Origin of the sequence: Nocardia sp. NPDC060255 (genome assembly GCF_042727395.1) — a bacterium.
Lineage (GTDB): Bacteria > Actinomycetota > Actinomycetes > Mycobacteriales > Mycobacteriaceae > Nocardia.
Genome location: NZ_JBHXAU010000026.1, coordinates 71,297 through 92,914, shown reverse-complemented (window position 1 = coordinate 92,914; position 21,618 = coordinate 71,297). Strand labels below are relative to the sequence as shown.

Here is a 21,618-nt window from a genome sequence, read left to right as displayed (position 1 = left end):
GCGCTCTCGGTGGCCGGTGCCGCAGTGCTCTCGGTGGACTTCTCGCTGGCGGTCAACCGGCGCTCCTCTCGGTGTCGCGGGCATGCAGGCCCGCCTCGCGGACCTGATGATCGATGTCTTCGGCGTGCAATGCGGCCAGATACTTGTTGTATTCGGCGAGCGCGGGATCCTCCGCGCGCACCGCCTTCGGCCGCTCCGGCAGCAGACCTGCCGGAATCTCGCGCGGCGCAACAGCTTTCGGAGCGCGCCGGGGCTTCTCGCCGGGCTGTTCGTCCTCCTCGGCCTCGCGTTCGAGCCGGACGAACCGGAAATAGGCGAACACCGCGAACGCCGCGAACAGCGGCCACTGCAGCGCGTAGCCCAGATTCTGGCCGGTGCCGCTGGTCGACTCGAACCGCTCCCACTGCCACCACGCCAGCCCGAGGCAGCCGAGCGCAGCGACGATCACCAGCGCGATGAGGGCCGGGCGATTGTGTGCCGAGCGGCGGGGTGAAGCGGACACGGCTACTACGGTACCCGTCTACTACACGGTCCGTAGGACCAGGTCGGCGGTCGGAATCCCGCCGTGATCGTGGTCTCGGCCGGACACGCGACGACCCGCCCGCAGCGCGCGGGCGGGTCGCTCGGTTCAGAACTTGTAGGTGACCCCGGTCAGCCGCTCGGATTCCTCCCAGAGCCGCTTCCAGAGTTCCTTGTTCTTGGACAGCCGGCTCGACGGCGACGACTCCACCGGCCCCTGGGTCTGGAAGAACCGGCGCGGACCCCAGTAGACCTCCGGATCGGCATCGGGCATGGTCGCGGCGAACAGCGACGAGTGCGCGGCCTTCTTCGGCGGATGGCCGACGATCGCGATGAACGGCTTGATGATCCGGTCGATCGGCGTCTCGGTCCTGGCGAACAGATCGGTGGCCGAGACACCGGGGTGCACCGCGTAAGACCGCTTGCTCGAACCGGATTCGGCGAGCCTGCGCTGCAGTTCCCGCGCGAACATCAGGTTCGACAGCTTGGCCTGCGCGTAGGCGAGATTGCGCTGGTAGCGACGGTTCTCGTAGTTGAGATCGTCGATCCACAGCTTCGGCGTCTGCTTGTGCGCGATGCTGGCCAGCGTCACCACCCGGTCGCGGATGCGGTCGAGCAGCAGGCCGGTCAGCGCGTAGTGCGCGAGATGGTCGACGCCCCACTGGGTCTCGAAGCCGTCCTTGGTCCGCGAGAACGGGACGTTCATCAGCCCGGCGTTGTTGATCAGCACGTCGAACTCGGCCTGCTCGTCCGCGAACTTGCGGACCGAGGCCAGGTCGGACAGGTCCAGCTCGGCGACGCGGACGTCGCCGGTGATGCCGTCGGCGACCGCCTTGGCCTTGGCCGCGTTGCGGCAGGCCATGATGACGGTCGCGCCGTGGGCCGCGAGGACCTCGGTCGTCACGGCGCCTAATCCGCCGTTCGCGCCAGTGATCACGAAGGTGCGTCCGGTCTGATCCGGGATTTCAGAAGGTTTCCACGCCATGAATCAACCTTACTCTGGAGTAAGTTCCTGGGGAAGGGTTTCCCCGCGATCTGCTGTCGAGTGTCTCAGACGGAGGTGATCGCCGTCACTCGGTCGAGCGCACAGCCGCCAGAGAGCACAGTCGTATGAGATAACAACAGCGCGCCGCGCCGACTGCCAGGCCGTCGCTACAGATCACATCGTGCCAGCCCAGAGTTCACTCAGCGTCTGCTGCCAATTGGTTGCTGGAACCGGCCCGGTTCGAGCCGCACACGTCCGGCGCACGCGGGATCGTCCGCAGCTGGCGCAGACGTGCCTGGTCACCGTGGTCGTGGCGGCCGCTCCGATACGGTGGGAGGCGTGACCATCGTTGGCAGGCAGTACGGCGGACGCGCCGTCACGGAACGCAAGGCCGAACGCCGCCTGCGCTTCCTGGACGCGGCGACCCGGATCTTCGCCGAACGCGGCTACGCGAACTGCTCGCTGGCCGACGTCTGCGCCGCCGCGTCGCTGTCCAAGCGGCAGTTCTACGAGGAATTCCAGACCAGGGAAGATGTGCTGGTCGCCGCCTACGACCGGATCCAGGACGACGCGGCCGCCGTGCTGGCCACGGCGCTGGCCGAGCTCGACCCGCGCTTCGACCTGACCGCGGCGATGACCGCGATGGTGTCGGCCTACCTCGGCTCGATCGGCGCCGACCCGTATCGCGCCAAGGTCGCCTTCATCGAGGTGGTCGGCGTCAGCGACCGGATGGAGCGGCACCGCCGCGAACGGCGGCACGCCTGGGCCGCGATGCTGGAGACCAGCGTGCTGCCCGCAGTGGCGCCCGGCGCCCGGATTCGCGGCGGAAGTGGCTGGGGCGCAAGCGCTCTCATCGGCGCGATCAACGGCCTCGCCCACGAGTGGGTGCTGGCCGAGCCGCGCCCCTCGGTCGCTGAGCTGGTGGAACTGCTGGTGCCGATCGCGCTGTCGCTGGTGGAGGTGCCCGATCAGCGCACGGCGTAGCCGGCCGGCGACGGCGCGAGATCGGCAAGTCCTACGGCGTCTCCCGCGCACACGCCAGGCAGATCGAGTCGCTTCGCGACACTGAGCTTCTGTCGTGTCGCTGGACGGACAGCTCGGCGGATAAAGACCATACTGTTCGCTATGACCGGTGCAGTCGCTGTCGCCGAGAAAGCCCCCGAGCCGATGAGCCGGGCGAAGATCAACATTGTGTTCGCCACGATTGTGCTGGGCATGTTGTTGGCGGCGCTCGATCAGACGATCGTGTCCACCGCGCTGCCGACGATCGTCGCCGATCTCGGCGAGGCCGGGCATATGGCCTGGGTGGTCACGGCGTATCTGCTCGCCGAGGCGGTGGCGACCGCGCTGGCGGGCAAGCTCGGTGATCTGTTCGGCCGCAAGCTGATCTTCCAGCTCAGCGCGTTGATCTTCATCGTCGGCTCGATGATCGCCGGCCTGGCCAACGGGATGACGCTGCTGATCATCGCCCGCGGCATCCAGGGCTTCGGCGGCGGCGGGCTGATGGTCACCGCGATGGCGCTCATCGCCGACACCATCCCGCTGCGTCAGCGCGGTAAATATCAGGGCGCGCTCGGCGCGGTCTTCGGCGTCACCACGGTGATCGGTCCGACGCTCGGCGGCCTGTTCACCGACCATGCGAGCTGGCGCTGGTGCTTCTACGTCAACGTGCCCATCGCGATCATCATGATCGTGATGTCGGCCCGCACCATTCCGCGGGTGCGCGCGGTGATCAAGCCGATCATCGACTACGCGGGCATCGGCCTTGTCGCCGTTGCGGTTTCCACCCTCATTCTTGGCCTGGAATGGGGTGGGCAGGAGTACGCGTGGGGCTCGACGATGATCCTCGGGCTGTTCGCCGCGTCGGTGTTGCTGTTCGCGGCGTTCGTGGTGGTGGAGTTGCGCGCCGAGGAACCCATGCTGCCGATGGGCTTGTTTCGCAGCAGAGTGTTCACGGTGTGCTCGATTCTGAGCTTCATCTGCGGCTTCGCGATGCTCGGCTCGATCACCTACCTGCCCGCGTATCTGCAGTATGTGGACGGAGTTTCGGCGACCATGTCCGGCGTGCGCTCGCTGCCGCTGGTGGCCGGGCTGCTGGTGACGTCGATCCTGTCCGGCCAGGTGGTCGGCAAGACCGGCCACTACCGGTACTTCCCGATCGTCGGCACGCTGGTGATGGCGCTCGGGCTGTATCTGATGTCGACCATGGGCCGCGACACCGGCATCTGGGAAGAGTCGCTGTACATGCTGGTGCTCGGTCTCGGCATCGGCCTGACCATGCAGGTGCTCACCATCGTCGTGCAGAATACGGTGCCATACGCGCAGCTCGGTACCGCGACCTCCGGCGTCACCTTCTTCCGCACCCTCGGAAGTACTTTCGGCACAGCGATTTTCGGCACGCTGTACAGCAACGAGATCGGCCCGAACCTGCGTGACGCGCTGGTTCAGGTGAAGGTGGTGCCGCCCGAGGTCGCGGCGAATCCGCAAGCGCTGCAAAAGGTTCCGGAAGAGGTGGCAGCGCCGATCATCGACGCCTACGCCAATACCATCGACCACGTCTTCGTCTGGGTGGTTCCGGTCGCGCTGGTCGGTTTCGTGGTCGCCTGGTTCCTCAAAGAAGTGCCGCTGCGCGACAGCGCCCGAACCAGCGCGGGCGATGTGGGCGAAGGCTTTTCGGTGCCCGACTCCGCGGACCGGGTGGTGCAGTTGGAGCGGGCCATCGCCGGAACGATGCGCAAGGAACACGCCCAGGGCCCGATCGGCCCGCGCATCCTCGCGGACGCGGGCAGCACGCTCAGTCGCGGCGAGGCCTGGGCGCTCGGCCAGGTCTATCTGCGGGACCGGGTCGAGGGCGGGGCCACGCTCGACGCGGTCGCGCGGGCGCACAAGCTGCCGGACGACGTGCTGGCACCGATCTATCGCCGGGTCGCCGACAAGGGCTATCTCGTCGACGACGGCCGTGAGTTGCGGCTGACCGACCAGGGTCAGGCCGAGTTGGATCGGGTGAAGGCTGCCTGGCGTCGCTGGCTCGACAGCAGGCTCGATGACTGGAACAACGACGATCCCGCCGACCGCGCGCTGTTCGACCAGGCCCTGGACAACCTCGCCGCCAAGCTGCTCGAACAAGAGTCCGGCGAGCACGAACCCGCCCGCACCTGAAATCCGCCCGCACCCGCGTCACGAAACCCTCTTGCCTCCCGAATACTCGTGCACGTATATTCGTAGACGAGTAAGGAGGTGTGATGGCCACGAAACGCAAGGTGAACAACCTGCTCGCGCTGGCGGTGCTCTCGGCGATGATCGACCGGCCGAAGCACCGCTACGAGATCGCGCAGACGCTGCGTGACCGCGGCAAAGACCACGACATGGCGATCAAGTGGGGCTCGCTCTACACGGTCGTGCAGAGCCTGGAGAAGGTCGGCTTCCTGGAGATCGTCGGCAGCGAGCGTGACGGTGCGCGGCCAGAGCGGGTGATCTACCAGATCACCGACGCCGGGCGCGCCGAACTGTCCGACTGGACAAGGGAATTGATCGCCGTGCCGGAGATGGAGCAACACCGCTTCGTCGCGGGCCTGTCCATTCTCCCGGTGCTGCCTCCCGACGAGGTCATCGAATTGCTCGGCAAGCGCATCGACGCGCTGAGCCAGATCATCGACGGTGTGCGCCGGGAAACCGACAAGGTCTTGGCCATGCGGCTGCCGCGACTGTTCATCGTCGAATCCGAATTCGGCCTCGCGATGCTGGAGGCCGAAATGGCTTGGGCCCGTTCGTTTCGCGACGAAATCGCGCAAGGGACGTTCCCCGACGTCGGCTGGTGGCGGCAGGTGCACGCCGACGCGATACCACCTGCGGAAGTCATCGCATCGGTGGAAGGGAGGCTGACCGAACCGGAACAGTCTTGAACGCGAGACCAGGCTCGGCGGGGTGCGGCAACACCGCCGCCGAGCCCGATTGAACAGTCTCGAACCGCGCCCGCATGCGCGCACCCGGCTACAAGGCTGGCAACCACAGGATAACTGGGTGCGTGGTGCACGGGTTGGTTCGGGGATTCGAAAAACACCCGCAGTACCCAAACCTGGAGACAACCATGTCAAATGCAAGAACCGCACTGGTCATCGGCGGCGGCATCGCCGGACCGGTGGCCGCCACCGCGCTGCTGAAGGCGGGCATCGACGCCCGCGTCTACGAGGCCTATCCCAGCTCGTCGTACAACATCGGCAGCGGGCTCGCGCTCGCGCCGAACGGCATTGCCGCCCTGGACGTCATCGGCGCGGGCGACGCGGTCCGCGACATCGCGCTGCCGATCGCCAAGATGGGCCTGTCGATCGGCGGCAAGAGCATGTTCATGGGCGGGCTGGAGGGCCTGCCGCCCCTGCAACTGGTCGATCGCGGCGAGCTGCACCAGACGCTGCACGATCACGCGGTCGCGGCAGGCGTGCCGTTCGAATACAACAAGCGTCTCGTCGACGTGGTCGAGTCGGACTCGGGCATCACCGCCCGGTTCTCCGACGGCAGCACCGCCACCGCCGACGTGCTGATCGGCGCGGACGGCATCCGGTCGACGGTGCGTGGACTGATCGACCCGGACGCACCGGGACCGGAATACCTCGGCATGCTCGGCTTCGGCGCGATCATCGATTACGACGGCGTCGAGCCGGAATCGATGACCTTCGCGTTCGGCAAGAAGGCCTACTACCTGTTCGGGTCGACCGGCAAGGGGCAGGTGATGTGGGGCGCCAACCTGCCGCACAAGGAATACCTGTCGCTCACCGCCGCCCGGGCGATCCCGAAGGCGCACTGGCTCGGCATCCTGCGCGAGACCTACGCCGACGACACGCCCGGCGGCGAATTCGCCCGGCGCACCACCGAGGAACAGCTGGAAGTGACCGGCGCGCTGCACATCATGCCGTCGGTGCCGCACTGGTTCCGCGGCCGGATGGCCCTGGTCGGCGACGCGGTGCACGCGCCGTCCAACAGTTCGGGGCAGGGCGCGTCGCTGGCCATCGAGAGTGCCGTCCAGGTGGCCCGCTGCCTGCGCGATCTGCCGACGCCGGAGGCCGCGTTCACCACCTATGAGCAGCTGCGCCGTCCCCGGGTGGAAGCCGTCGCGGCCCGCGCCGCGAAGACCAACCACAGCAAGACCCTCGGGCCTGCGGGGCGCGCGATGATGAAGCTGCTGGCCCCGGCGTTCATCAAGTTGATGAACCCGGAGAAGAGCATGGGACACGAGCAGCGCTACCGGATCGACTGGGACGCCCCGGTGCAGAAAGAACTCGCGGTAACTGCCTGATTCGCTCGAACCACGCGGGCTGATGGTCCGTACCCTTGGAGAACATCGATCCGAAAGGACTCCGGGGGAACACATGCAACCTGACCATCAGCCCGCGCTGCACCTGACCAGCCTGTGTAAAGGCTTCGGCGGACCATGGGTCGTCGACAACGTGAGCCTGGCGGTCCCGCCGGGCTCATTCTTCGGCCTGGTCGGCCCGAACGGTGCGGGTAAGACCACGACCCTGTCCATGGCCTGCGGACTGCTACGACCGGACCATGGTCGCGCCGAGATCTTCGGCGCCGACGTGTGGGCCGATCCGGTCCGCGCGAAGACCCTCGTCGGCGTGCTGCCGGACGGTCTAGCGCTGCCGGAACGGCTCACCGGCCGCGAATTGCTCACCTACACCGGCCTTTTGCGCGGCATGCCGGAACAGACCGTCGCCGAGCGCGCCGACGAACTGCTCGCCGTCTTCGAATTGACCGGTGCCGAAAAGACTTTGGTGGTCGACTACTCCGCGGGCATGCGCAAGAAGATCGGCTTGGCGACCGCGCTGCTGCACGCGCCGAAACTGCTGGTGCTCGACGAACCGTTCGAGGCGGTGGATCCGGTGTCGGGCAGCACGATTCGCACCATCCTGCAGCGCTTCGTCGCGGCCGGTGGCGCGGTGGTGCTGTCGAGTCACGTGATGGCGCTGGTGGAGAGCATGTGTGACCGGGTCGCGGTGATCACCGCCGGACGCGTGGTCGCGGCGGGCACGACGGACGAGGTGCGCGGCGGCACCACCCTGGAGGAGGCGTTCGTCCGGCTGGTCGGTGGCCGGGTCGGCGGAGAGGACGGGTTGTCGTGGCTGGCCTCCTGATCCGGCTGCGGCTGCTGCTCACCAGGCGGGCGCTGAACGACGGCTGGCAGGGCTTCAGCTTCGTGATGGGTGTCCTGATCGGCGCCGTCTTCGCGGTCATTACCGCGGCGCTGATCGGGTTCGCCGTGCGCGACGGTGACGTCAAGGCCGGGATCACCATTGCCGCAACGTTTTTCGGGATCTGGACGCTCGGCTGGCTGTGCGGCCCGGTGCTGATCGGCAGCAGCGACGAGACCATTCAACCGGAGCATCTGCGGCTGCTGCCGCTCAGCAGCAGGCAGCTGGCCGGCGGGTTGCTCGCCGCGGCGTTCGCCGGGCCCGCGCCGGTGATCAATCTGATCGCCTTCGCCGGTCTGGTCCTGCTCGCGGCCCAATTGGGTTGGGCGGCAACGCTGGTCGCGGTGGTCGGGATCGTGCTGCAGCTGGTGTTCGTGGTGCTGCTGTCCCGGGTGGTGCTGGCCTGGGTCGGTGCCGCCATGCGGTCACGGCGCGGCAAAGACATCGGCGTGTTGTTCGCCGGTCTGCTCGGTGTCGCGTACTACCCGATGAGCTGGCTGATGTCGCACGTGAGTGCGCTGCGCGACCTACCGCCCTGGGCGTCCTCGACCGTGCGCTGGATTCCTTCCGGCTGGGCTTCCGTCGCGGTAGAGGGTGCGGCACAAAGTAATTGGCTGCTCGCAGTGCTGCCGCTGGCCGGTCTGATCGTGGTCTCGCTCGGCCTGTGGCAGGCCTGGGCGGTGCTGCTGGCCCGCCGGCTGACCGCGCCGATGAACTCCGTGGCGGGCAGCACCGGTGGCGGACTGCTCGGCCGGGTGCGCCAGCGCGGACCGGTCGGCGCCGTGCTGATCAAGGAACTGCGCACCTGGTCGCGGGACAGTCGCCGCCGGGCCGCGCTGCTGCCGGTGCTGGTGGTCGGCATCCTGATGCCGGTGTTCCCCGCCTTCCAGGGCAGCGGCACCGGTGCCGTGCCGTTCGCGGGGGTCACCGCGGCCTCGTTCGCCGCACTCGCCGGCGCCAACCTGTACGGCTACGACGGCACCGCCGTCTGGCAGACCCTCGTCACCCCGGGCGCGGTGCGCGCGGACGTGCGCGGGCGCCTGCTCGCACTGCTGATCGTGCTCGGACTGCCGACGGTGCTGCTCGCGCTGATCCTGCCGGGCGCGCTCGGCCGGTGGAGCCTGTATCCCTGGGTGCTCTCACTGTATGCCGCCGCGCTCGGCGTCGGCGTCGGCGCGGCCGTGCTCATGTCGGCACTCGCGCCGTATCCGATCCCGCCACGCACCGGCAATCCGTTCTCCGGTTCGGGTAACCCTGGCTGTGCGAAGGTGCTGCTCCAGTTCACGGTGCTGTTCGGTCAATTGTTCGCGGTGATTCCGGTGCTGATCGTTTTGCTGATCGGCCACTTCACCGAGCTCACGGCTGTCGAATGGCTCGCGGTCCCGGTAGGTATCGGCACCGGCGTCGCCGCGGCCATCCTCGCGGCCCGCTTTGCGGAGCAGCGCCTGATGACCCAGGGGCCGGAACTCCTCGCCGCCGTCCGCCCCAAGTAAACGCTGCGGCTAGTCCGAACGCCAGCGCGGGCGCATCGGTGAGGCAATAGACTTGGCGGGTGAGCGATAGGGATTCCGATGGCAGTCTCGATCTGAATCAGTTGCGCACTTTTCTGGCCGTGCACCGCGCGGGGTCCATCACCGGCGGTGCGCGGCTGGTCGGGTTGTCGCAGCCCACGGTGACCGCGCAGTTGCAGGCGCTGGAGAAGCGGGTGGGGCAGCGGCTGTTCGAGCGACTGCCGCGCGGGGTGGCGCCGACCGCGGCGGCCGCCGAATTGGCCGCGCGGATCGCCGAACCGCTGGACGCGTTGAATGCCGTTGCCGGGCGTTCCATTACCGCCGAGGATGAACCGCAGCCGCCGGTCCGGCTCGCGGGTCCTGCGGAAATGCTTGCGGTACAAGCCCTTCCGGCACTTGCGCCGCTGATTATGCACGGCGTCCGGCTGACGGTGACCGCAGGCCTCTCGGAGGATCTGCTGGCCGGGCTGCGCGCGGGTCACTATGACCTGGTGGTGTCGACGGTGCGGCCGCGGGGGCGCAGCGTGGTCGCCGAGGCGCTGACGGACGAGGAATTCGTCCTGGTCGCCGCGCCCGCCGTGGCCGGACGGATCGACGCCGCGCGGCTGGGCGTCGAGGGCCCGGCTGCCCTGGCCGCGGTGCCGCTCGTCAGTTACGCGCCGGATCTGCCGATCCTGCGCCGGTATTGGCGACACGTCTTCGGGATCCGGCTGACCGGCGAAGCGGCCGTCATCGTCGCGGACCTGCGCGCGGTCGCCGCCGCGGTCGCCGCAGGCGCGGGCGTCAGCGTTCTGCCGCGCTATCTCTGTGCGGCCCAACTGAATTCGGGCGCGCTGGTCACCCTGCTCGACCCGCCGGACCCGCCGATCAACACCGGCTTCCTGGTCCGCCGCCCCGGCCCGGACACCCGCCCGCACGTAGACCTGGTCCACGCCCGCCTACGCGCCGCCGCCCGAACCTGGTAGCCGCACCAATTCTGATTTCCCGCACCTGAATCCGCCTCGGTGCGGGAAAACCAGCAGTGGTGCGTCAGATACCAATGCGGAACTTCGGGCCGGGGGACAGGCCGCGCAGGACAGCGCTGATCCAGGTTTCGGCTACGGGGACCGCAGTGACGTCGCCGACCACGTGCTCCGGGATCGGGTTGGTGAAGTACCGGAGGTCGACGCCGTTGGCCCAGTACGAATCCACCGTGGACTTGATCGCATCCGGGAAGCTCAGCAGCTCGTCCCAGATCGCGTGCCACATCAGCACCGGCATATCGGGCAGGTTTTGCGGTTGGCCGAGGCTCTGCCCGACCAGGATTCGCTGGATACCGGGATCATCGAGGCCCTTGCCCGGCTTCAGATAGTCCGCCACCGGGCGATACGCGCCGGTCATCGCGGCCGTGTAGATGCATCGGCCTTCGACGTTGGACAGCACCGCCTGACCCTGCTCGGTCAGGAATTCCGTCGGATCGAAAACCTCGGGATAGGTCGCGGCCAGGTTCGAAAGTGCCAGCCACATAGTGAAATTCGACGGCCCGCTGAAATTGGCGATGCCCTGATCGTGGGTGATGTTCTGCCGGGCGATCGACACCATGTCGCCGGGCACGCCGCCCTGCGCCGAGCCCAGCACCAGCACGTCCGGCGCGTACGAGCGATGCATCTCCGCCGCCCGCGCCGTGCCGCTGCCGCCGCCGGAATAGCCGTACAGGCCCGCCGCCGAATCGGCGAGACCGAGCCCCGGTTCGTTCTTCGCGGCCCGGATCCCGTCCAGCACCATCTTGCCCTCGCCGAAGGTGAGGAACTGGGTTCCGTCGAAACCGTCGAAGTCGGTGACGACCACCGCGAAGCCCTGCGCCAGGAATCCGGCGAGCAGGGTGATCTCCTTGAAGACGCCCGCGCGCAACGTGTAGGAGGGATTGCACAGCGCCGAATTGCCGTCGATCGCTTCCTGATACGACAGGATCGGGCGCGGACTACCCGTCCACGGAATCCCCGGGATCAGCACGGTGGTCGTGGTGGCCGCGGGCCGATCGCGAGAGTCGGTGGTGCGGAACAGAATCTGGCGGGTGGTCAGCGGCATCGGGATGCCGAGCACCCAGGTGCCGACGTCGCGGGTCCGGATGATCTGGCCGTTGGCCAGCGAGTCCAGGTCCGCGGGTGGTCGGTACCACGCGTCGTTCGCGGGGTCGGGCACCGGCAGCATCCGATAGATGCCGGGTTCCTTGGGCAGGTCCGGTAGCTGGTTCTGATCGGGCGGCATCGGCGGCAGCGGTGCGGCGGTGGCCTGACCGAAACCGACGACGAGCACGGCGGCACAAACGATGGCGCGGAACACATTCTTCATTGGCTGTGTCATCCCTCACGTAGAGAACGAGCGCTCGCCAAAGATACGAGAAAGATGTCTTGTTTGTATAGACCCGTCGGTCGGTCGCGCCGCCGATGACGGCGCGCCGTACCGCGTTTCGGCCTAACCCCGCGCCGCGCGCTTGCGCAGGATCTCCGCCGTCTGCTCGTCGGCAGGCAGGAACGCCTCCAGGTGCAGCTCGGCCAGGGTGATGTCGGTGGCCGTGGCGAACGAGGTGAGCGTGGTGATCAGCCGCAGCTCGCCGTCGTCGCTGCGCAGCCGCAGCGGCACCGCGAAACCGAGGTGGTCCGGGCCCGGTTCCGCTTGCGGGAGATAGCCTTCCAGTTCGACGATCAACTCGGCCAGTGCCGGATCGGGGCTGCGGGACACCCGCCCGCGCAGGGCCTCCGTCACGTGCTTGCCCCACTCGGGCAGGTTCACCACCCGCTTGGCCAGCCCGTCCGGATGCAGCGCGAGGCGCAACACGTTGATCGGCGACTGCAGCAGCTCGGGCGCGGCACCCTCGGTCAGCACCGTGAAGGCCGCGTTGGCGGCGAGCAGCACCCCGCGCGGCCGCACGACGATCGCCGGATAGGGCAGGTGGCCGTCCAGGATCGTCTTCAATGCGTCCCGCACCGGGCCCAATTCCGGTGTATCCAAATCGGATTCGGGGAAGGCGGGTGCATATCCCGCGGCCAGCAGCAGATCGTTGCGTTCCCGCAGGGACAGATCCAGCGATTCCGCGAGCCGCACCACCATGGTGCGTCCGGGCCGCGAACGCCCCTGTTCCAGGAAGCTCAGATGTCGCTGCGTGGTGTCCGCGCGGATCGCTAGGTCGAGCTGACTGACCCGGCGCAGGGTCCGCCAGTGCTTGAGCTCACGGGCGAACCCCGGTGCTTCTATCGCCGTTGTCATGTCCACAGTCTTATCCGACCTGGACGGCAGTGCGATTCCGCGGAGGGTATGAACAAGCAGTTGCGCGGTGATTGCGCTATTCCCTGCCGGGAATCGCGCGGTATCGCCGCGATCGCAAAACTATGTCCCATGAGCAAGCAACTGAACGACAACGAGCTAGCCCGATTCGCCCAGCAGTACGCCGCGCAGTGGAACGAGTCCGACGCCGCGGCCCGCGGCAAGCAGATCCGCGAACTCTGGGCGCCGACCGGTGCGCAGACCCTGGTCGATCCGCCGGTGGAAATGCGGGAAGAGGCTGAGCGCCTGCAGTTCCCGATGCCGCCGCTGGAGGTCCGCGGCCATGAAGCGATGGACCGCAGGGTGACTCGGGCCTACGAGATGTTCATCGAGTCGGGTGAGTACGAGTTCGCGGTCGAGGAGGCGCCGATCCGGTTGCCCGCCGGGCTGATCGGCGTGAGCTGGACGATGGTGGCCAAGGCCGACGGTTCGGTCGCCGGTGGCGGTTTCGAAGTCATCGGCCTCGATGACGAGGGCCGGATCCTGTCCGACCACCAGTTCATTGTGGGTGTGCGATGAATGGCATTGCCTACCACCTTGATCCGCTGCGCGGCCTCGACGGCTTGACCACCGCGGCGCAAGAAGTTCCCGAGCCCGGTCCGCATCAGGTGGTGATCCGGGTCCGTGCGGCCTCGGTCAATCGCCGCGACCTGATGCTGATGGACGGCGTCTACCCGCTGCCCGCCACCCCGGGCATCATCCCGCTCTCCGACGGTGTCGGCGAGGTGATCGCCCTGGGCGAGAACGTGACCCGTGCGACGCTCGGCGATCGGATCACCGCGAGCTACTTCGTGCGGTGGATCGACGGCCCGCAGCGACTGGCCATGGCGGCCGAACAGTACGGCGCCAACTTCAACGGCCTGCTCGCCACTTACGCGGTGATCGAAGAGGATTCGGTGGTGCACGTGCCCGCGCACCTGACCGACGTGGAGGCGGCGACGCTGACCTGCGCGGGAGTCGTTGCGTGGGCGGCACTTACCAAGCCGGTGCCGGTGGTGCCCGGCGAGACGGTGCTGACGGTGGGTAGCGGAGCGGTCGCGCTGTTCGCCGTGCAGCACGCCAAAATGCTGGGCGCGCGGGTCTTTTCCGTCACCTCCAGCCCGGGCAAGGCCGAAGGGCTGCGCAAGCTCGGAGCGGACGAGGTGATCGTCTCGACCGAGACGCCGGACTGGGATCAGGCGGTGCAGGACCTGACCGGCGGCCTCGGCGTCGAGCACGTCGTCGACGCTGTCGGGTTGCCGACACTGTCGAAATCCGTTCGCTCCGGCGGATACAACACGCAGGTCACCATGATCGGCGCGGTGCAATCGCCGGTGGCCGAGTCGGTCGCAGAGGTGTTCGGGACCCAGTACGCGTCGATCCGCCGGATCGCCGTCGGCAGCCGCACCGACTTCGAGGCGATGAACCGGACGATCAGCGAACATCGGATGCGGCCGCTCATCGATCGGGTGTTCCCGCTCGACGAGGCGGTGGCGGCGTACCGGTACTTCCGCGACGACAACCCGTTCGGCAAGGTCGTCGTGACGATGCCCTGACTAGGGGCAGCCGGTGAGTTCCCGTGTCATGGCGTCCTTCTCGGCCTGGGTCACCCAGAGCTGGTAGGCCGCCTTGACCTGGATCTGCCTGGTCAAATACGCGCACCAGTAGCCCTTGTTCGGCGGCAGCCAGGTGGCGGCGTCGGAGTCGCTCTTGGACTGATTGGTCGGGCCGTCGACGGCCTGCAGGTTCAGCGGATCGTTGGCCAGATCCTGGCGACGCGCGGCGGAAAGCTGTTGTGCGCCTTTCTGCCAGGCGTCCGACAGCGGGATGATGTGGTCGATCTGCACATCGTCGGAGGTCTTCGGGCCGCGGACGAACTTGATGGTCTTGCCGGTGTACGGATCGTTCAGGGTGCCGGTGGCGACGACGCACTTGCTGTTGTCCTTGAAGGTGACCTCGGTCAGGTCACGCTGCAGGATGTCGTCGCGGGTGTCGCACTTGTTGTGACCACCGGGGACCGACACGTCATCGGTCCAGGCGGTGCCGAATTGCTCACGGGTGTAACCGGTTTTGGCGGCGCGGCCGGCCACCCGGATGGTGTCGAGCATGGCGAGCGCGTCGTGGCTCGGCATGCTGGCCGGGGCATTGGCGCAGGCCAGCGCGGATCCGTTGCCGCACGCGGCGTTCGCGCTGGGGGATTCGACTCGGTTCACGTAGTAGTAGGACAGTCCGATGAATGTCGCGATGGCCAGCCCTATCAGAGCGAGCCGCTGAACGGTGAACTTCATCGAGCTTCCTAACGCCAACCACCCTGAACTATATCGGGCGCCAACGTATCCGGAGGACGAGGTCGCGGAAGTGATTGCGGGGTATGACGTTCCGCACAGGCAAGGGGGGTTGAGACATGAAACCACCCTCGAGTCGCCGTGCCGGCGCCGACTCGAGGGTGGCTGATCACGAGGGGGATCGACGGTCGCGCGGTGGGGCGGATGGTTGTCCAGTCCGTATTCCGCACCCGTCGACACCACAGGGCCGATGAGGGAGGACCCGAGGTGTCGAGCCGCGCCGGGCGAGCTCGCTCGTGATGACTAGGGGCAGATCGGGATTCGCTCGGTGTCAGCTGAGAGTGCTACCCCCGACTGGGAATTCGCCTCTCGCTCTCGCACCGCTTGTCTCCGTCCCGACCTTGCTTGTTGCTACGTATCGAAACAGTAGATAACGGGGTTTGATCTTGGCAAGTCGATCGCCCTGATTCGGCAGTATTCTCAGGTTCATTTCAGTCTGGCGGCTATAACTACTGGATTCGTACGGATGTGCCGGTCAGTTGCGGGATCGTATCGGCGGGTTCGGAGCGACCTGCGGCCGGTCAGGGCCGTGACGAGCGTCACTTCTGCGGCGGTCACAGTGCGGCCGTATCCCGTGTCCAAACCGGGTGAAGGCAACAAAGCCGGACCTTTGGAAGGACAGCTCATGGCTACCGTCGACGTTCTCGACTCGTTCATCTCCTACCGCGACGCGGGCACCGGCTCGGTGCCGGTGGTGTTCCTGCACGGCAACCCCACCTCCTCGTACCTGTGGCGCAACGTGATTCCGCACGTCACCGACCAAACCCGGGCGCTGGCACCCGATCTGATCGGCATGGGCGAGTCCGGCAAGCCCGATAGCGACTACCGGTTCGTCGATCACGCCCGCTACCTGGACGCCTGGTTCGATGCGCTGGACCTGGACCAGGTGGTCATCGTCGGCCACGACTGGGGCGGCGCGCTCGGCCAGGACTGGGCCGCCCGGCATCCGGGCCGGGTGCGCGGCATCGCGCTGATCGAGACCTTCCTGCGGCCGATGAGCTGGGACGAGATGCCGCCGCTCGGCGCCGAACTGTTCCGCAAGTTCCGCAGCGCGGAGGGGGAGCGAATGGTGTTGGCGGAGAATATGTTCATCGAATTCAACCTGCCCAGGGGCGTGGCGAACCTGTCGCCCGCGGATCACGAGGTCTACCGCGCGCCCTACCCCACGCCGGAGTCGCGCAAGCCGATGCTGGTGTGGCCGCGCGAGTTCCCGCTCGGCGGCGAGCCCGCGGACGTGGTGGCGATCGTAGAGAACTACGGGCAGTGGGCAGCGCGGACCCCCGAGGTGCCCAAACTGGTGCTGGGCTTGGCGAATGGAGTCGGCCTCGGATCACCCGAGGTGATCGATTGGGCCGCAAAAACGTTCGCGAGTGTCGAGGTCGAGCCGATCGGCCCCGCCGGCCATCACGTGCCCGAAGATCGGCCGGACGAAATCGGTGCGGCGGTGGCGAACTGGCTGCACCGTCACGCGCTCGTCACCACAACGCCCGCCCTCCCCTGAACAGCCTCGCGGCGGGGCCGGCCGAGCCCGACCCCGCCACCGTCGATCAGTCGCGCGGCGCGACGAAGGCGGCGAACCCGTCCAGCAGGCGGTGCAGGCCGAAGTCGAAAAGCTTGTCGATATCGAACTCGAAGTCGTTGCGCTCGTTCAAGTCCGCGAGCGTCGGAAACCGGCCGCTGGCCAGCAAGTGCTCGAACTTGCGCTCGCGGACTTCCCACGGTTCGACCGGCGTCCCCGCCCGCCGCGCCCCTGTCGCCAGTTCGAGGTTCACCGCGACGCCACGTACGTAGCTGTACAACGAGACGTGCGCGTAGAGCGCGGCATCCGGATCGAGACCGAGATCGCCGAACGCGCGCACGGCCCATTCGGTGTGGGCCAGCAACTTCGGCGCGGGCTCCGGGTCGTTCACCCACAGGGCCGCGACCACCCATGGGTGCCGGTGATACATCGCCCATTGCAGGCGCGCAAGGACTTCCAGGCGTTCGCGCCACCCGGCGGGCGGTGCATCGGGAAGTTCGGCTTCCCCGAACGCCTCGTCGGCCATCAGCAGCACCAGTCGATCTTTGCTGCCCACATGGCGATACAGCGACATCGTTGGCACGCCGAGTTCGGCGGCGACGCGGCGCATCGACAGCGCGGCCATCCCCTCCGCATCGGCGATCGCGATGCCCGTGCGCACCACCAACTCAGCGGTCAGTTCGGTATCGCGGACGCGCTCACGCGGGGGAGCGGCCTGCGGGGTGTCCACCACGGTGCCGACGCCGGGCACCGCGCGCACCACGCCCTCCTGGCGGAGCGCAGCGAGCACCTTCGTCGCAGTGGCGATGGCGACGCCCCACTCCTTGGTGATCTGCCGCGCCGACGGCACCCGATCGCCCACCCGCAGTTCGCCGGAGCTGATCCGGTCCTGGATCTCGCCGGCGATGCGCAGATATGGCGGAGTGGCGTCAGCGGCATCAGCTGTACTAGTACGCATGCGAATTATACTAGCTACTTTTCCAGCAAGTAAGTGGATAGTACGGCTTGTACGCTGTACTTAATGTCATGTACGTTGTATATGGACAGCACGACGCGCAGCGAACGAAGTGGGAACGTCATGACGAACATGAACATCCTGATTTCCGGCGCCGGAGTCGCGGGCCCGGCCTTGGCGTACTGGCTGCGCAGGCACGGCTACACGCCGACGGTGATCGAGCGGGCGGCGGCGCCGCGCCCCGGCGGGTACGCGGTCGACTTCCGTGGCGCGGCCATGACGGTGCTCGAGCGGATGGGCATCCTGGACGAGGTTCGCAAGTGCAGCACCACCATTCGCGACAGTGAGGTGGTCGACACCGACGGCCGCCATATCGTGACGATGCCCGCGGCGATCTTCGCTGGCGAGCTCGAGGTGCTCAAGAGCGATCTGACCGACATCCTCTACGCGCTGACGAAGGACCAGACCGAGTACGTGTTCGGCAACTCGATCACCGCCGTCGAGCAGGACGCCAACGGTGTGCTGGTGCGTTTCGAGCACGGCGAGCCGCGCCGGTTCGATCTGGTGGTCGGTGCGGACGGGCTGTACTCGAAGGTGCGCGCGCTCGCCTTCGGCGACCACGCGAACTACATCCACCATCTCGGCATCTACAACGCGATCTTTGCCACCGACAACTTCCTCGACCTCGACTACGAGGGACGTGGCTGCCAGCTCGCCAGCGGCAGAACCGCCAATATGTTCAGCACCAGGGACAACACCGAGGCCCGCGCGGCGCTGTACTTCGGCTCGGACCCGATCGACTACGACCGCGGCGACCTCGACGAACAGAAGCGGATCATCGCGGCCCACTTCGCCGGGGACGGATGGGTGATCCCGCGCCTGCTGCGGGATCTGGCGGCGGCGCCGGACCTCTACTTCACGCCGATCAGTCAGGTTCGGATGGACACCTGGTCGTCGGGCCGGGTGGTGCTGCTCGGCGACGCGTGCGCCTGTGCCTCACCGCTGTCCGGCCGGGGCACCTCGCTGGCGCTGATCGGGGCGTACCTGCTGGCCGGTGAATTGGCCACCGCCGCAGGCGATTACGAAGCCGCGTTCACCAGCTATGAAAACCAGCTGCGCGACTACGTGAAAACCAGTCAGGAGGGCGCCATCGAGGTGGTCGGCATGCTGTTCGCCGAGCCGCCGCCGCAGGAGGTCTTCGACGCTATGGCCGCCAACCCGCCGGAGGCCGACCCGGAATTGGTCACCCTGAAGGACTACTGACATATCGGCTTGCGCCGAGGCGCTCACCGGCCGAAAGATGGCTAGATGGGTACGGAGGCGCAAGACGGTGAGCTGGTCGCGGTGGCGGAGCGAAAGCTGGTCGGGCGGGCTGTCGCCGGGGATCGCGATGCGATCGCGGATGTGGTGCGCCTGTTGCAGGATCCGCTGTATCGGCTTGCGCTGCGGATGGTGTGGCGCCCGGCCGAGGCCGAGGACGCGACTCAGGAGATCCTGTTACGAGTGCTCGGCAACCTCGGTACCTGGCGGGCCGAGGCGAAGCTGCTTACCTGGGCTTATCGGATCGGTGTCAACTACCTGCTGAACCTGAAACGGCAGACGCCGCAGGAGGCGGCCCATCTGAGTTTGGACGCTTATCGGGACGGCTTGGCCGACGGGCTCGCGGAAGCGGACTATCGCGGCCCGGAAGCGACCCTGCTCACCGAGGAGGTCCGGCTCAACTGCAGTCAAGCGATGCTGCAGTGCCTGGCCCGCGACGAGCGCGTCGCCTTCGTCCTCGGCGACGTCTTCGAACTCACCTCCACCGACGCCGCCTGGATCCTCGACGTCACCCCGGCCGCCTACCGAAAGCGGTTGGAGCGCGCCAAGAAACGCCTCGGCAACTTCCTGACCGCCACCTGCGGCCTGGCCAATCCCGAGGCGTTCTGCCGCTGCTCGCGCCGCGTCGACAAGGCCGTCGCCCTCGGCCGCGTCGACCCCCGCAAACCGAACTTCGCCCGCCACCCGATCACCCCCGGCGGCCGGACCGTCGTCCAGGCCGAGCAGCAGATGATCAGCCTCCACGACGCAGCCGCCGTACTGCGCGCCCACCCGGATTACGCTGCGCCACAGGCGAAGATGGACGCCATCGCGGGTCTGCTGCACTCCGGCCGTTTCCCGCTGCTGGACTGAGAGTGGCGGCTAGCCTGTCGCGGGTCGTAGCAGGCTGCCGCTCAGCACGCCGCGGGCGGTTCGTACCGCGACTACCGACCAGGCGGTGACCAGTAGCACGTACAGGGCGATCGCGGTCGCGGCGAAGAGATTTGCGCCGGTGTGGGTGTAGAGGACGGTGCTGCCGGTGACGCAGGTGCCGAGCGGGAAGGTGAAGCCCCACCAGGTCAGGGTGAAGGTCAATTCGCCTGCGCGGACGGTCTTTACGGTGATGGCGAGGGCCAGTGCCAGCCAGAGCATGGCGAAGCCCCAGGTGGCGATGCCGAAGATGACCGAGAAGACCAGGAAGCCCTTGGCGTAGAGGTCGGGCAGGGCGGCGGGCGCGGCGTTGGCGAGTAGGCCTGCGGCGGTGACGGATTGGCCGAGCGGGCCGAGCACGATCCACAGGGTGGGCACCATGCCCGCCTGGGGGGTGCCGTGATGCACCAGGCGCGACCAGATCATGGTGATGGTGATCAGGGCGGCGAGCAGGCTCAGTCCGAACATGGCGAGGCAGAGCAGGATCATGGTCAAGCGCAGCTGGCCCGCCGGGGTATGTGGGACGAGCAGTGCGCCCATCGCGGCCGAAACCATCGGCGGCACAACGGGCATCAGCCAGCCACCGAAGGCGGCGTCGGCGGCGATGCGGTGCCTGGTGAACATCCGGTAGGGGATGGCGAGGGCGGTGAGCAGGCCGAGCACGGTGCCGATGGTCCACAGCACCCAGTCGATCGCTACGGCGGCCGACATCCCGATAACGTCGGAGCCGAGCAGCAGGGTGCCGCCGCCGACGGTCAGTAGAGCCATCGGCGGTGCGCCGAAGAACTGCGACATCACCGGGTGGTTGCGGTGGTCGCGAGCGGTATCGGGGAAGCGCACCCAGTGTGCGATCCACGCGACGGTCAAGCCCACCAGCAGCGCGGCGGCCAGCGCCCACACGACGGTCGCGGCACCGCGCAGGCCGGGGAACTGCAGCGGCAGGGTGGCAGCCGCGGTGGCGACGATGCCGGTGCCCATCACCGCGGCGAACCAGTTCGGGCCGAGTTGGCGCAGCGAGCCGGGTCGGCGGTGGCGGTCGGCACGAAGCTCGCCGACCAGACGCCGCTGTGCTGCGGGGCGGAAGGTCACTGTGGCGGTCATGGCTCCAGCGTCGCTGGATATGGCGGCGCCAGGTAGCCGCTCTATTCCTATGTATGCATAGACTCGTTCTATGCCCTTGTCGCCCCGTGTCCCGGACCTGGCCGCACTCGACCTGCTGCTTTCGGTCATCGAGCTGGGCAGCCTCGGTCGGGCGGCGGCGGCACACGGCATCAGCCAGCCCTCAGCGTCCTCGCGTATGCGCTACCTGGAGAAGCTGGTCGGCATGCCTGTCCTGGAACGCACCACCCTCGGCTCCCGGCCGACGCCCGCCGGTTCGCTGATCGCGGAGTGGGCCCGCGGCGTGGTCCGCGCGGCCGAACAACTCGACGCAGGCATCGACACCTTGCGCGCCGAGCGCGCCTCACACCTGCGCGTCGCGGCCAGCCAGACGATCGCCGAATACCTCTTCCCGGCCTGGCTGATGAAGCTGCGGGCCACCGCGCCGGGCACCGCCATCGCGCTGGAGTCGGGCAACTCCGTCGAGGTCGCCAAGGAGGTCCTCGACAACAAAGCGGACATCGGTTTCATCGAGAGCCCGCAGAACTTCCCCGGCCTCGAGTCGCACGTCGTCGCACACGACCGCCTCGTGGTCGTCGTGGCACCGACCCACCGCTGGGCCCGCCGCGGCGCGGTAACCCTGGCCGAGCTCGCGGAAACCGCACTGATTCAACGGGAAACCGGCTCGGGCACCCGAAACTGGTTCGAGCACGCGGTGTCTCGCCAGCTGCCCGGCTGGAAACCCGAGGTCGCCCTCGAGCTGTCCTCCACCACCGCGATCAAGACGGCCGTTGCCTCCGATGTCGGCCCGGCGGTACTGAGTTCCCTTGCGGTAGCAGCCGAAATCGCCGCGGGCACCCTGGTATCGCCGAAGGTCACCGACCTCGAACTGGACCGCACCCTGCGCGCGGTGTGGCCGACGGGTCAGCGACTGACCGGCCCTGCCCGCGACCTCTACGCGATCGCTCGCGCCACCGACCGATAGGA

At 67.7% G+C, this 21,618-nt stretch carries 20 protein-coding genes; 13 read left to right on the top strand and 7 right to left on the bottom strand.

From position 1 onward, the window contains the following. Positions 1-52: 52 nt before the first annotated feature. Together ACFWF1_RS35360 and ACFWF1_RS35355 are read right to left on the bottom strand one after the other, a co-directional pair. On the bottom strand, positions 53-502 hold the full coding sequence (locus tag ACFWF1_RS35360) for a transcriptional regulator (protein WP_379289590.1): 450 nt from the start codon (positions 500-502) through the stop codon (positions 53-55). A gap of 126 nt (positions 503-628) precedes the next feature. Next, complete coding sequence (locus tag ACFWF1_RS35355) at positions 629-1,504, bottom strand: oxidoreductase (protein ID WP_379289592.1); 876 nt, start codon at positions 1,502-1,504, stop codon at positions 629-631. A gap of 339 nt (positions 1,505-1,843) precedes the next feature. On the opposite strand from ACFWF1_RS35355, the gene ACFWF1_RS35350 reads away from it, so the two are divergent. From ACFWF1_RS35350 to ACFWF1_RS35320, 7 genes are all read left to right on the top strand, one after another. Then, positions 1,844-2,488, top strand: a complete 645-nt coding sequence (locus ACFWF1_RS35350; RefSeq protein ID WP_379289593.1) for a TetR/AcrR family transcriptional regulator — start codon at positions 1,844-1,846, stop codon at positions 2,486-2,488. Between the two features lie 141 nt (positions 2,489-2,629). Beyond that, positions 2,630-4,663, top strand: a complete 2,034-nt coding sequence (locus ACFWF1_RS35345) for a DHA2 family efflux MFS transporter permease subunit (protein WP_379289594.1) — start codon at positions 2,630-2,632, stop codon at positions 4,661-4,663. 83 nt (positions 4,664-4,746) lie between these two features. Continuing rightward, the gene (locus tag ACFWF1_RS35340; protein WP_379289596.1) at positions 4,747-5,406 is read left to right on the top strand and encodes a PadR family transcriptional regulator; all 660 of its coding nucleotides are present in this window, start codon (positions 4,747-4,749) and stop codon (positions 5,404-5,406) included. Positions 5,407-5,591: 185 nt separating this feature from the next. Then, entirely contained in the window at positions 5,592-6,794 is a 1,203-nt protein-coding gene (locus tag ACFWF1_RS35335; protein WP_379289598.1) for an FAD-dependent oxidoreductase, read from the top strand. Between the two features lie 73 nt (positions 6,795-6,867). Next, a complete protein-coding gene (locus ACFWF1_RS35330; RefSeq protein ID WP_379289600.1) occupies positions 6,868-7,635 on the top strand; it encodes an ABC transporter ATP-binding protein in 768 nt (255 codons plus the stop codon). After that, positions 7,620-9,185, top strand: coding sequence for a hypothetical protein (locus tag ACFWF1_RS35325; protein ID WP_379289601.1), 1,566 nt, complete (start codon positions 7,620-7,622; stop codon positions 9,183-9,185). Before ACFWF1_RS35330 ends, ACFWF1_RS35325 begins: the two co-directional genes overlap by 16 nt. 59 nt (positions 9,186-9,244) lie before the next feature. Then, positions 9,245-10,168, top strand: coding sequence for a LysR family transcriptional regulator (locus ACFWF1_RS35320; RefSeq protein WP_379289603.1), 924 nt, complete (start codon positions 9,245-9,247; stop codon positions 10,166-10,168). Between the two features lie 64 nt (positions 10,169-10,232). Here the strand turns inward: ACFWF1_RS35320 and ACFWF1_RS35315 are convergent, their stop codons facing one another. Next, complete coding sequence (locus ACFWF1_RS35315) at positions 10,233-11,534, bottom strand: lipase family protein (protein ID WP_379289605.1); 1,302 nt, start codon at positions 11,532-11,534, stop codon at positions 10,233-10,235. A 123-nt stretch (positions 11,535-11,657) separates the two neighbouring features. Further along, positions 11,658-12,449 (bottom strand): helix-turn-helix domain-containing protein, encoded by a 792-nt coding sequence (locus ACFWF1_RS35310; RefSeq protein ID WP_379289606.1) that lies wholly within the window; start codon positions 12,447-12,449, stop codon positions 11,658-11,660. Between the two features lie 129 nt (positions 12,450-12,578). On the opposite strand from ACFWF1_RS35310, the gene ACFWF1_RS35305 reads away from it, so the two are divergent. Then, positions 12,579-13,025 carry a hypothetical protein gene (locus ACFWF1_RS35305; RefSeq protein WP_379289608.1) on the top strand — a complete coding sequence of 149 codons (447 nt, stop codon included), beginning with the start codon at positions 12,579-12,581 and terminating at the stop codon, positions 13,023-13,025. Next, positions 13,022-14,041: an NAD(P)-dependent alcohol dehydrogenase gene (locus tag ACFWF1_RS35300; protein WP_379289610.1), complete on the top strand. Its 1,020-nt coding sequence runs from the start codon at positions 13,022-13,024 to the stop codon at positions 14,039-14,041. The genes ACFWF1_RS35305 and ACFWF1_RS35300 overlap by 4 nt, the downstream gene beginning before the upstream one ends. Here the strand turns inward: ACFWF1_RS35300 and ACFWF1_RS35295 are convergent, their stop codons facing one another. Beyond that, positions 14,042-14,773 (bottom strand): HNH endonuclease family protein, encoded by a 732-nt coding sequence (locus ACFWF1_RS35295; protein WP_379289612.1) that lies wholly within the window; start codon positions 14,771-14,773, stop codon positions 14,042-14,044. A 682-nt stretch (positions 14,774-15,455) separates the two neighbouring features. On the opposite strand from ACFWF1_RS35295, the gene ACFWF1_RS35290 reads away from it, so the two are divergent. Continuing rightward, positions 15,456-16,331: a haloalkane dehalogenase gene (locus tag ACFWF1_RS35290; protein ID WP_379289614.1), complete on the top strand. Its 876-nt coding sequence runs from the start codon at positions 15,456-15,458 to the stop codon at positions 16,329-16,331. 46 nt (positions 16,332-16,377) lie between these two features. On the opposite strand, the gene ACFWF1_RS35285 is transcribed toward ACFWF1_RS35290, so the two are convergent. Further along, complete coding sequence (locus ACFWF1_RS35285) at positions 16,378-17,307, bottom strand: TetR/AcrR family transcriptional regulator C-terminal domain-containing protein (protein WP_379289615.1); 930 nt, start codon at positions 17,305-17,307, stop codon at positions 16,378-16,380. A gap of 120 nt (positions 17,308-17,427) precedes the next feature. Between ACFWF1_RS35285 and ACFWF1_RS35280 the strand changes: the two genes are divergently transcribed. Continuing rightward, positions 17,428-18,567, top strand: a complete 1,140-nt coding sequence (locus ACFWF1_RS35280) for an FAD-dependent monooxygenase (RefSeq protein ID WP_379289617.1) — start codon at positions 17,428-17,430, stop codon at positions 18,565-18,567. A gap of 45 nt (positions 18,568-18,612) precedes the next feature. Next, on the top strand, positions 18,613-19,476 hold the full coding sequence (locus ACFWF1_RS35275) for an RNA polymerase sigma factor (protein WP_379289618.1): 864 nt from the start codon (positions 18,613-18,615) through the stop codon (positions 19,474-19,476). A gap of 9 nt (positions 19,477-19,485) precedes the next feature. On the opposite strand, the gene ACFWF1_RS35270 is transcribed toward ACFWF1_RS35275, so the two are convergent. Next, positions 19,486-20,634: a TDT family transporter gene (locus ACFWF1_RS35270; protein WP_379289620.1), complete on the bottom strand. Its 1,149-nt coding sequence runs from the start codon at positions 20,632-20,634 to the stop codon at positions 19,486-19,488. Between the two features lie 70 nt (positions 20,635-20,704). On the opposite strand from ACFWF1_RS35270, the gene ACFWF1_RS35265 reads away from it, so the two are divergent. Then, the gene (locus ACFWF1_RS35265; protein ID WP_379289622.1) at positions 20,705-21,616 is read left to right on the top strand and encodes a LysR family transcriptional regulator; all 912 of its coding nucleotides are present in this window, start codon (positions 20,705-20,707) and stop codon (positions 21,614-21,616) included. Positions 21,617-21,618: the final 2 nt, after the last annotated feature.

What these genes read in the sequence shown, in the direction of transcription:
- ACFWF1_RS35355 (WP_379289592.1), bottom strand. Translation starts at nt 1,504, where the DNA reads ATGGCGTGGAAACCTTCTGAAATCCCGGATCAGACCGGACGCACCTTC.
- ACFWF1_RS35345 (WP_379289594.1), top strand. Translation starts at nt 2,630, where the DNA reads ATGACCGGTGCAGTCGCTGTCGCCGAGAAAGCCCCCGAGCCGATGAGC.
- ACFWF1_RS35340 (WP_379289596.1), top strand. Translation starts at nt 4,747, where the DNA reads ATGGCCACGAAACGCAAGGTGAACAACCTGCTCGCGCTGGCGGTGCTC.
- ACFWF1_RS35335 (WP_379289598.1), top strand. Translation starts at nt 5,592, where the DNA reads ATGTCAAATGCAAGAACCGCACTGGTCATCGGCGGCGGCATCGCCGGA.
- ACFWF1_RS35330 (WP_379289600.1), top strand. Translation starts at nt 6,868, where the DNA reads ATGCAACCTGACCATCAGCCCGCGCTGCACCTGACCAGCCTGTGTAAA.
- ACFWF1_RS35315 (WP_379289605.1), bottom strand. Translation starts at nt 11,534, where the DNA reads ATGAAGAATGTGTTCCGCGCCATCGTTTGTGCCGCCGTGCTCGTCGTC.
- ACFWF1_RS35310 (WP_379289606.1), bottom strand. Translation starts at nt 12,449, where the DNA reads ATGACAACGGCGATAGAAGCACCGGGGTTCGCCCGTGAGCTCAAGCAC.
- ACFWF1_RS35305 (WP_379289608.1), top strand. Translation starts at nt 12,579, where the DNA reads ATGAGCAAGCAACTGAACGACAACGAGCTAGCCCGATTCGCCCAGCAG.
- ACFWF1_RS35300 (WP_379289610.1), top strand. Translation starts at nt 13,022, where the DNA reads ATGAATGGCATTGCCTACCACCTTGATCCGCTGCGCGGCCTCGACGGC.
- ACFWF1_RS35295 (WP_379289612.1), bottom strand. Translation starts at nt 14,773, where the DNA reads ATGAAGTTCACCGTTCAGCGGCTCGCTCTGATAGGGCTGGCCATCGCG.
- ACFWF1_RS35290 (WP_379289614.1), top strand. Translation starts at nt 15,456, where the DNA reads ATGGCTACCGTCGACGTTCTCGACTCGTTCATCTCCTACCGCGACGCG.
- ACFWF1_RS35285 (WP_379289615.1), bottom strand. Translation starts at nt 17,307, where the DNA reads ATGCGTACTAGTACAGCTGATGCCGCTGACGCCACTCCGCCATATCTG.
- ACFWF1_RS35280 (WP_379289617.1), top strand. Translation starts at nt 17,428, where the DNA reads ATGACGAACATGAACATCCTGATTTCCGGCGCCGGAGTCGCGGGCCCG.
- ACFWF1_RS35275 (WP_379289618.1), top strand. Translation starts at nt 18,613, where the DNA reads ATGGGTACGGAGGCGCAAGACGGTGAGCTGGTCGCGGTGGCGGAGCGA.
- ACFWF1_RS35270 (WP_379289620.1), bottom strand. Translation starts at nt 20,634, where the DNA reads ATGACCGCCACAGTGACCTTCCGCCCCGCAGCACAGCGGCGTCTGGTC.
- ACFWF1_RS35265 (WP_379289622.1), top strand. Translation starts at nt 20,705, where the DNA reads ATGCCCTTGTCGCCCCGTGTCCCGGACCTGGCCGCACTCGACCTGCTG.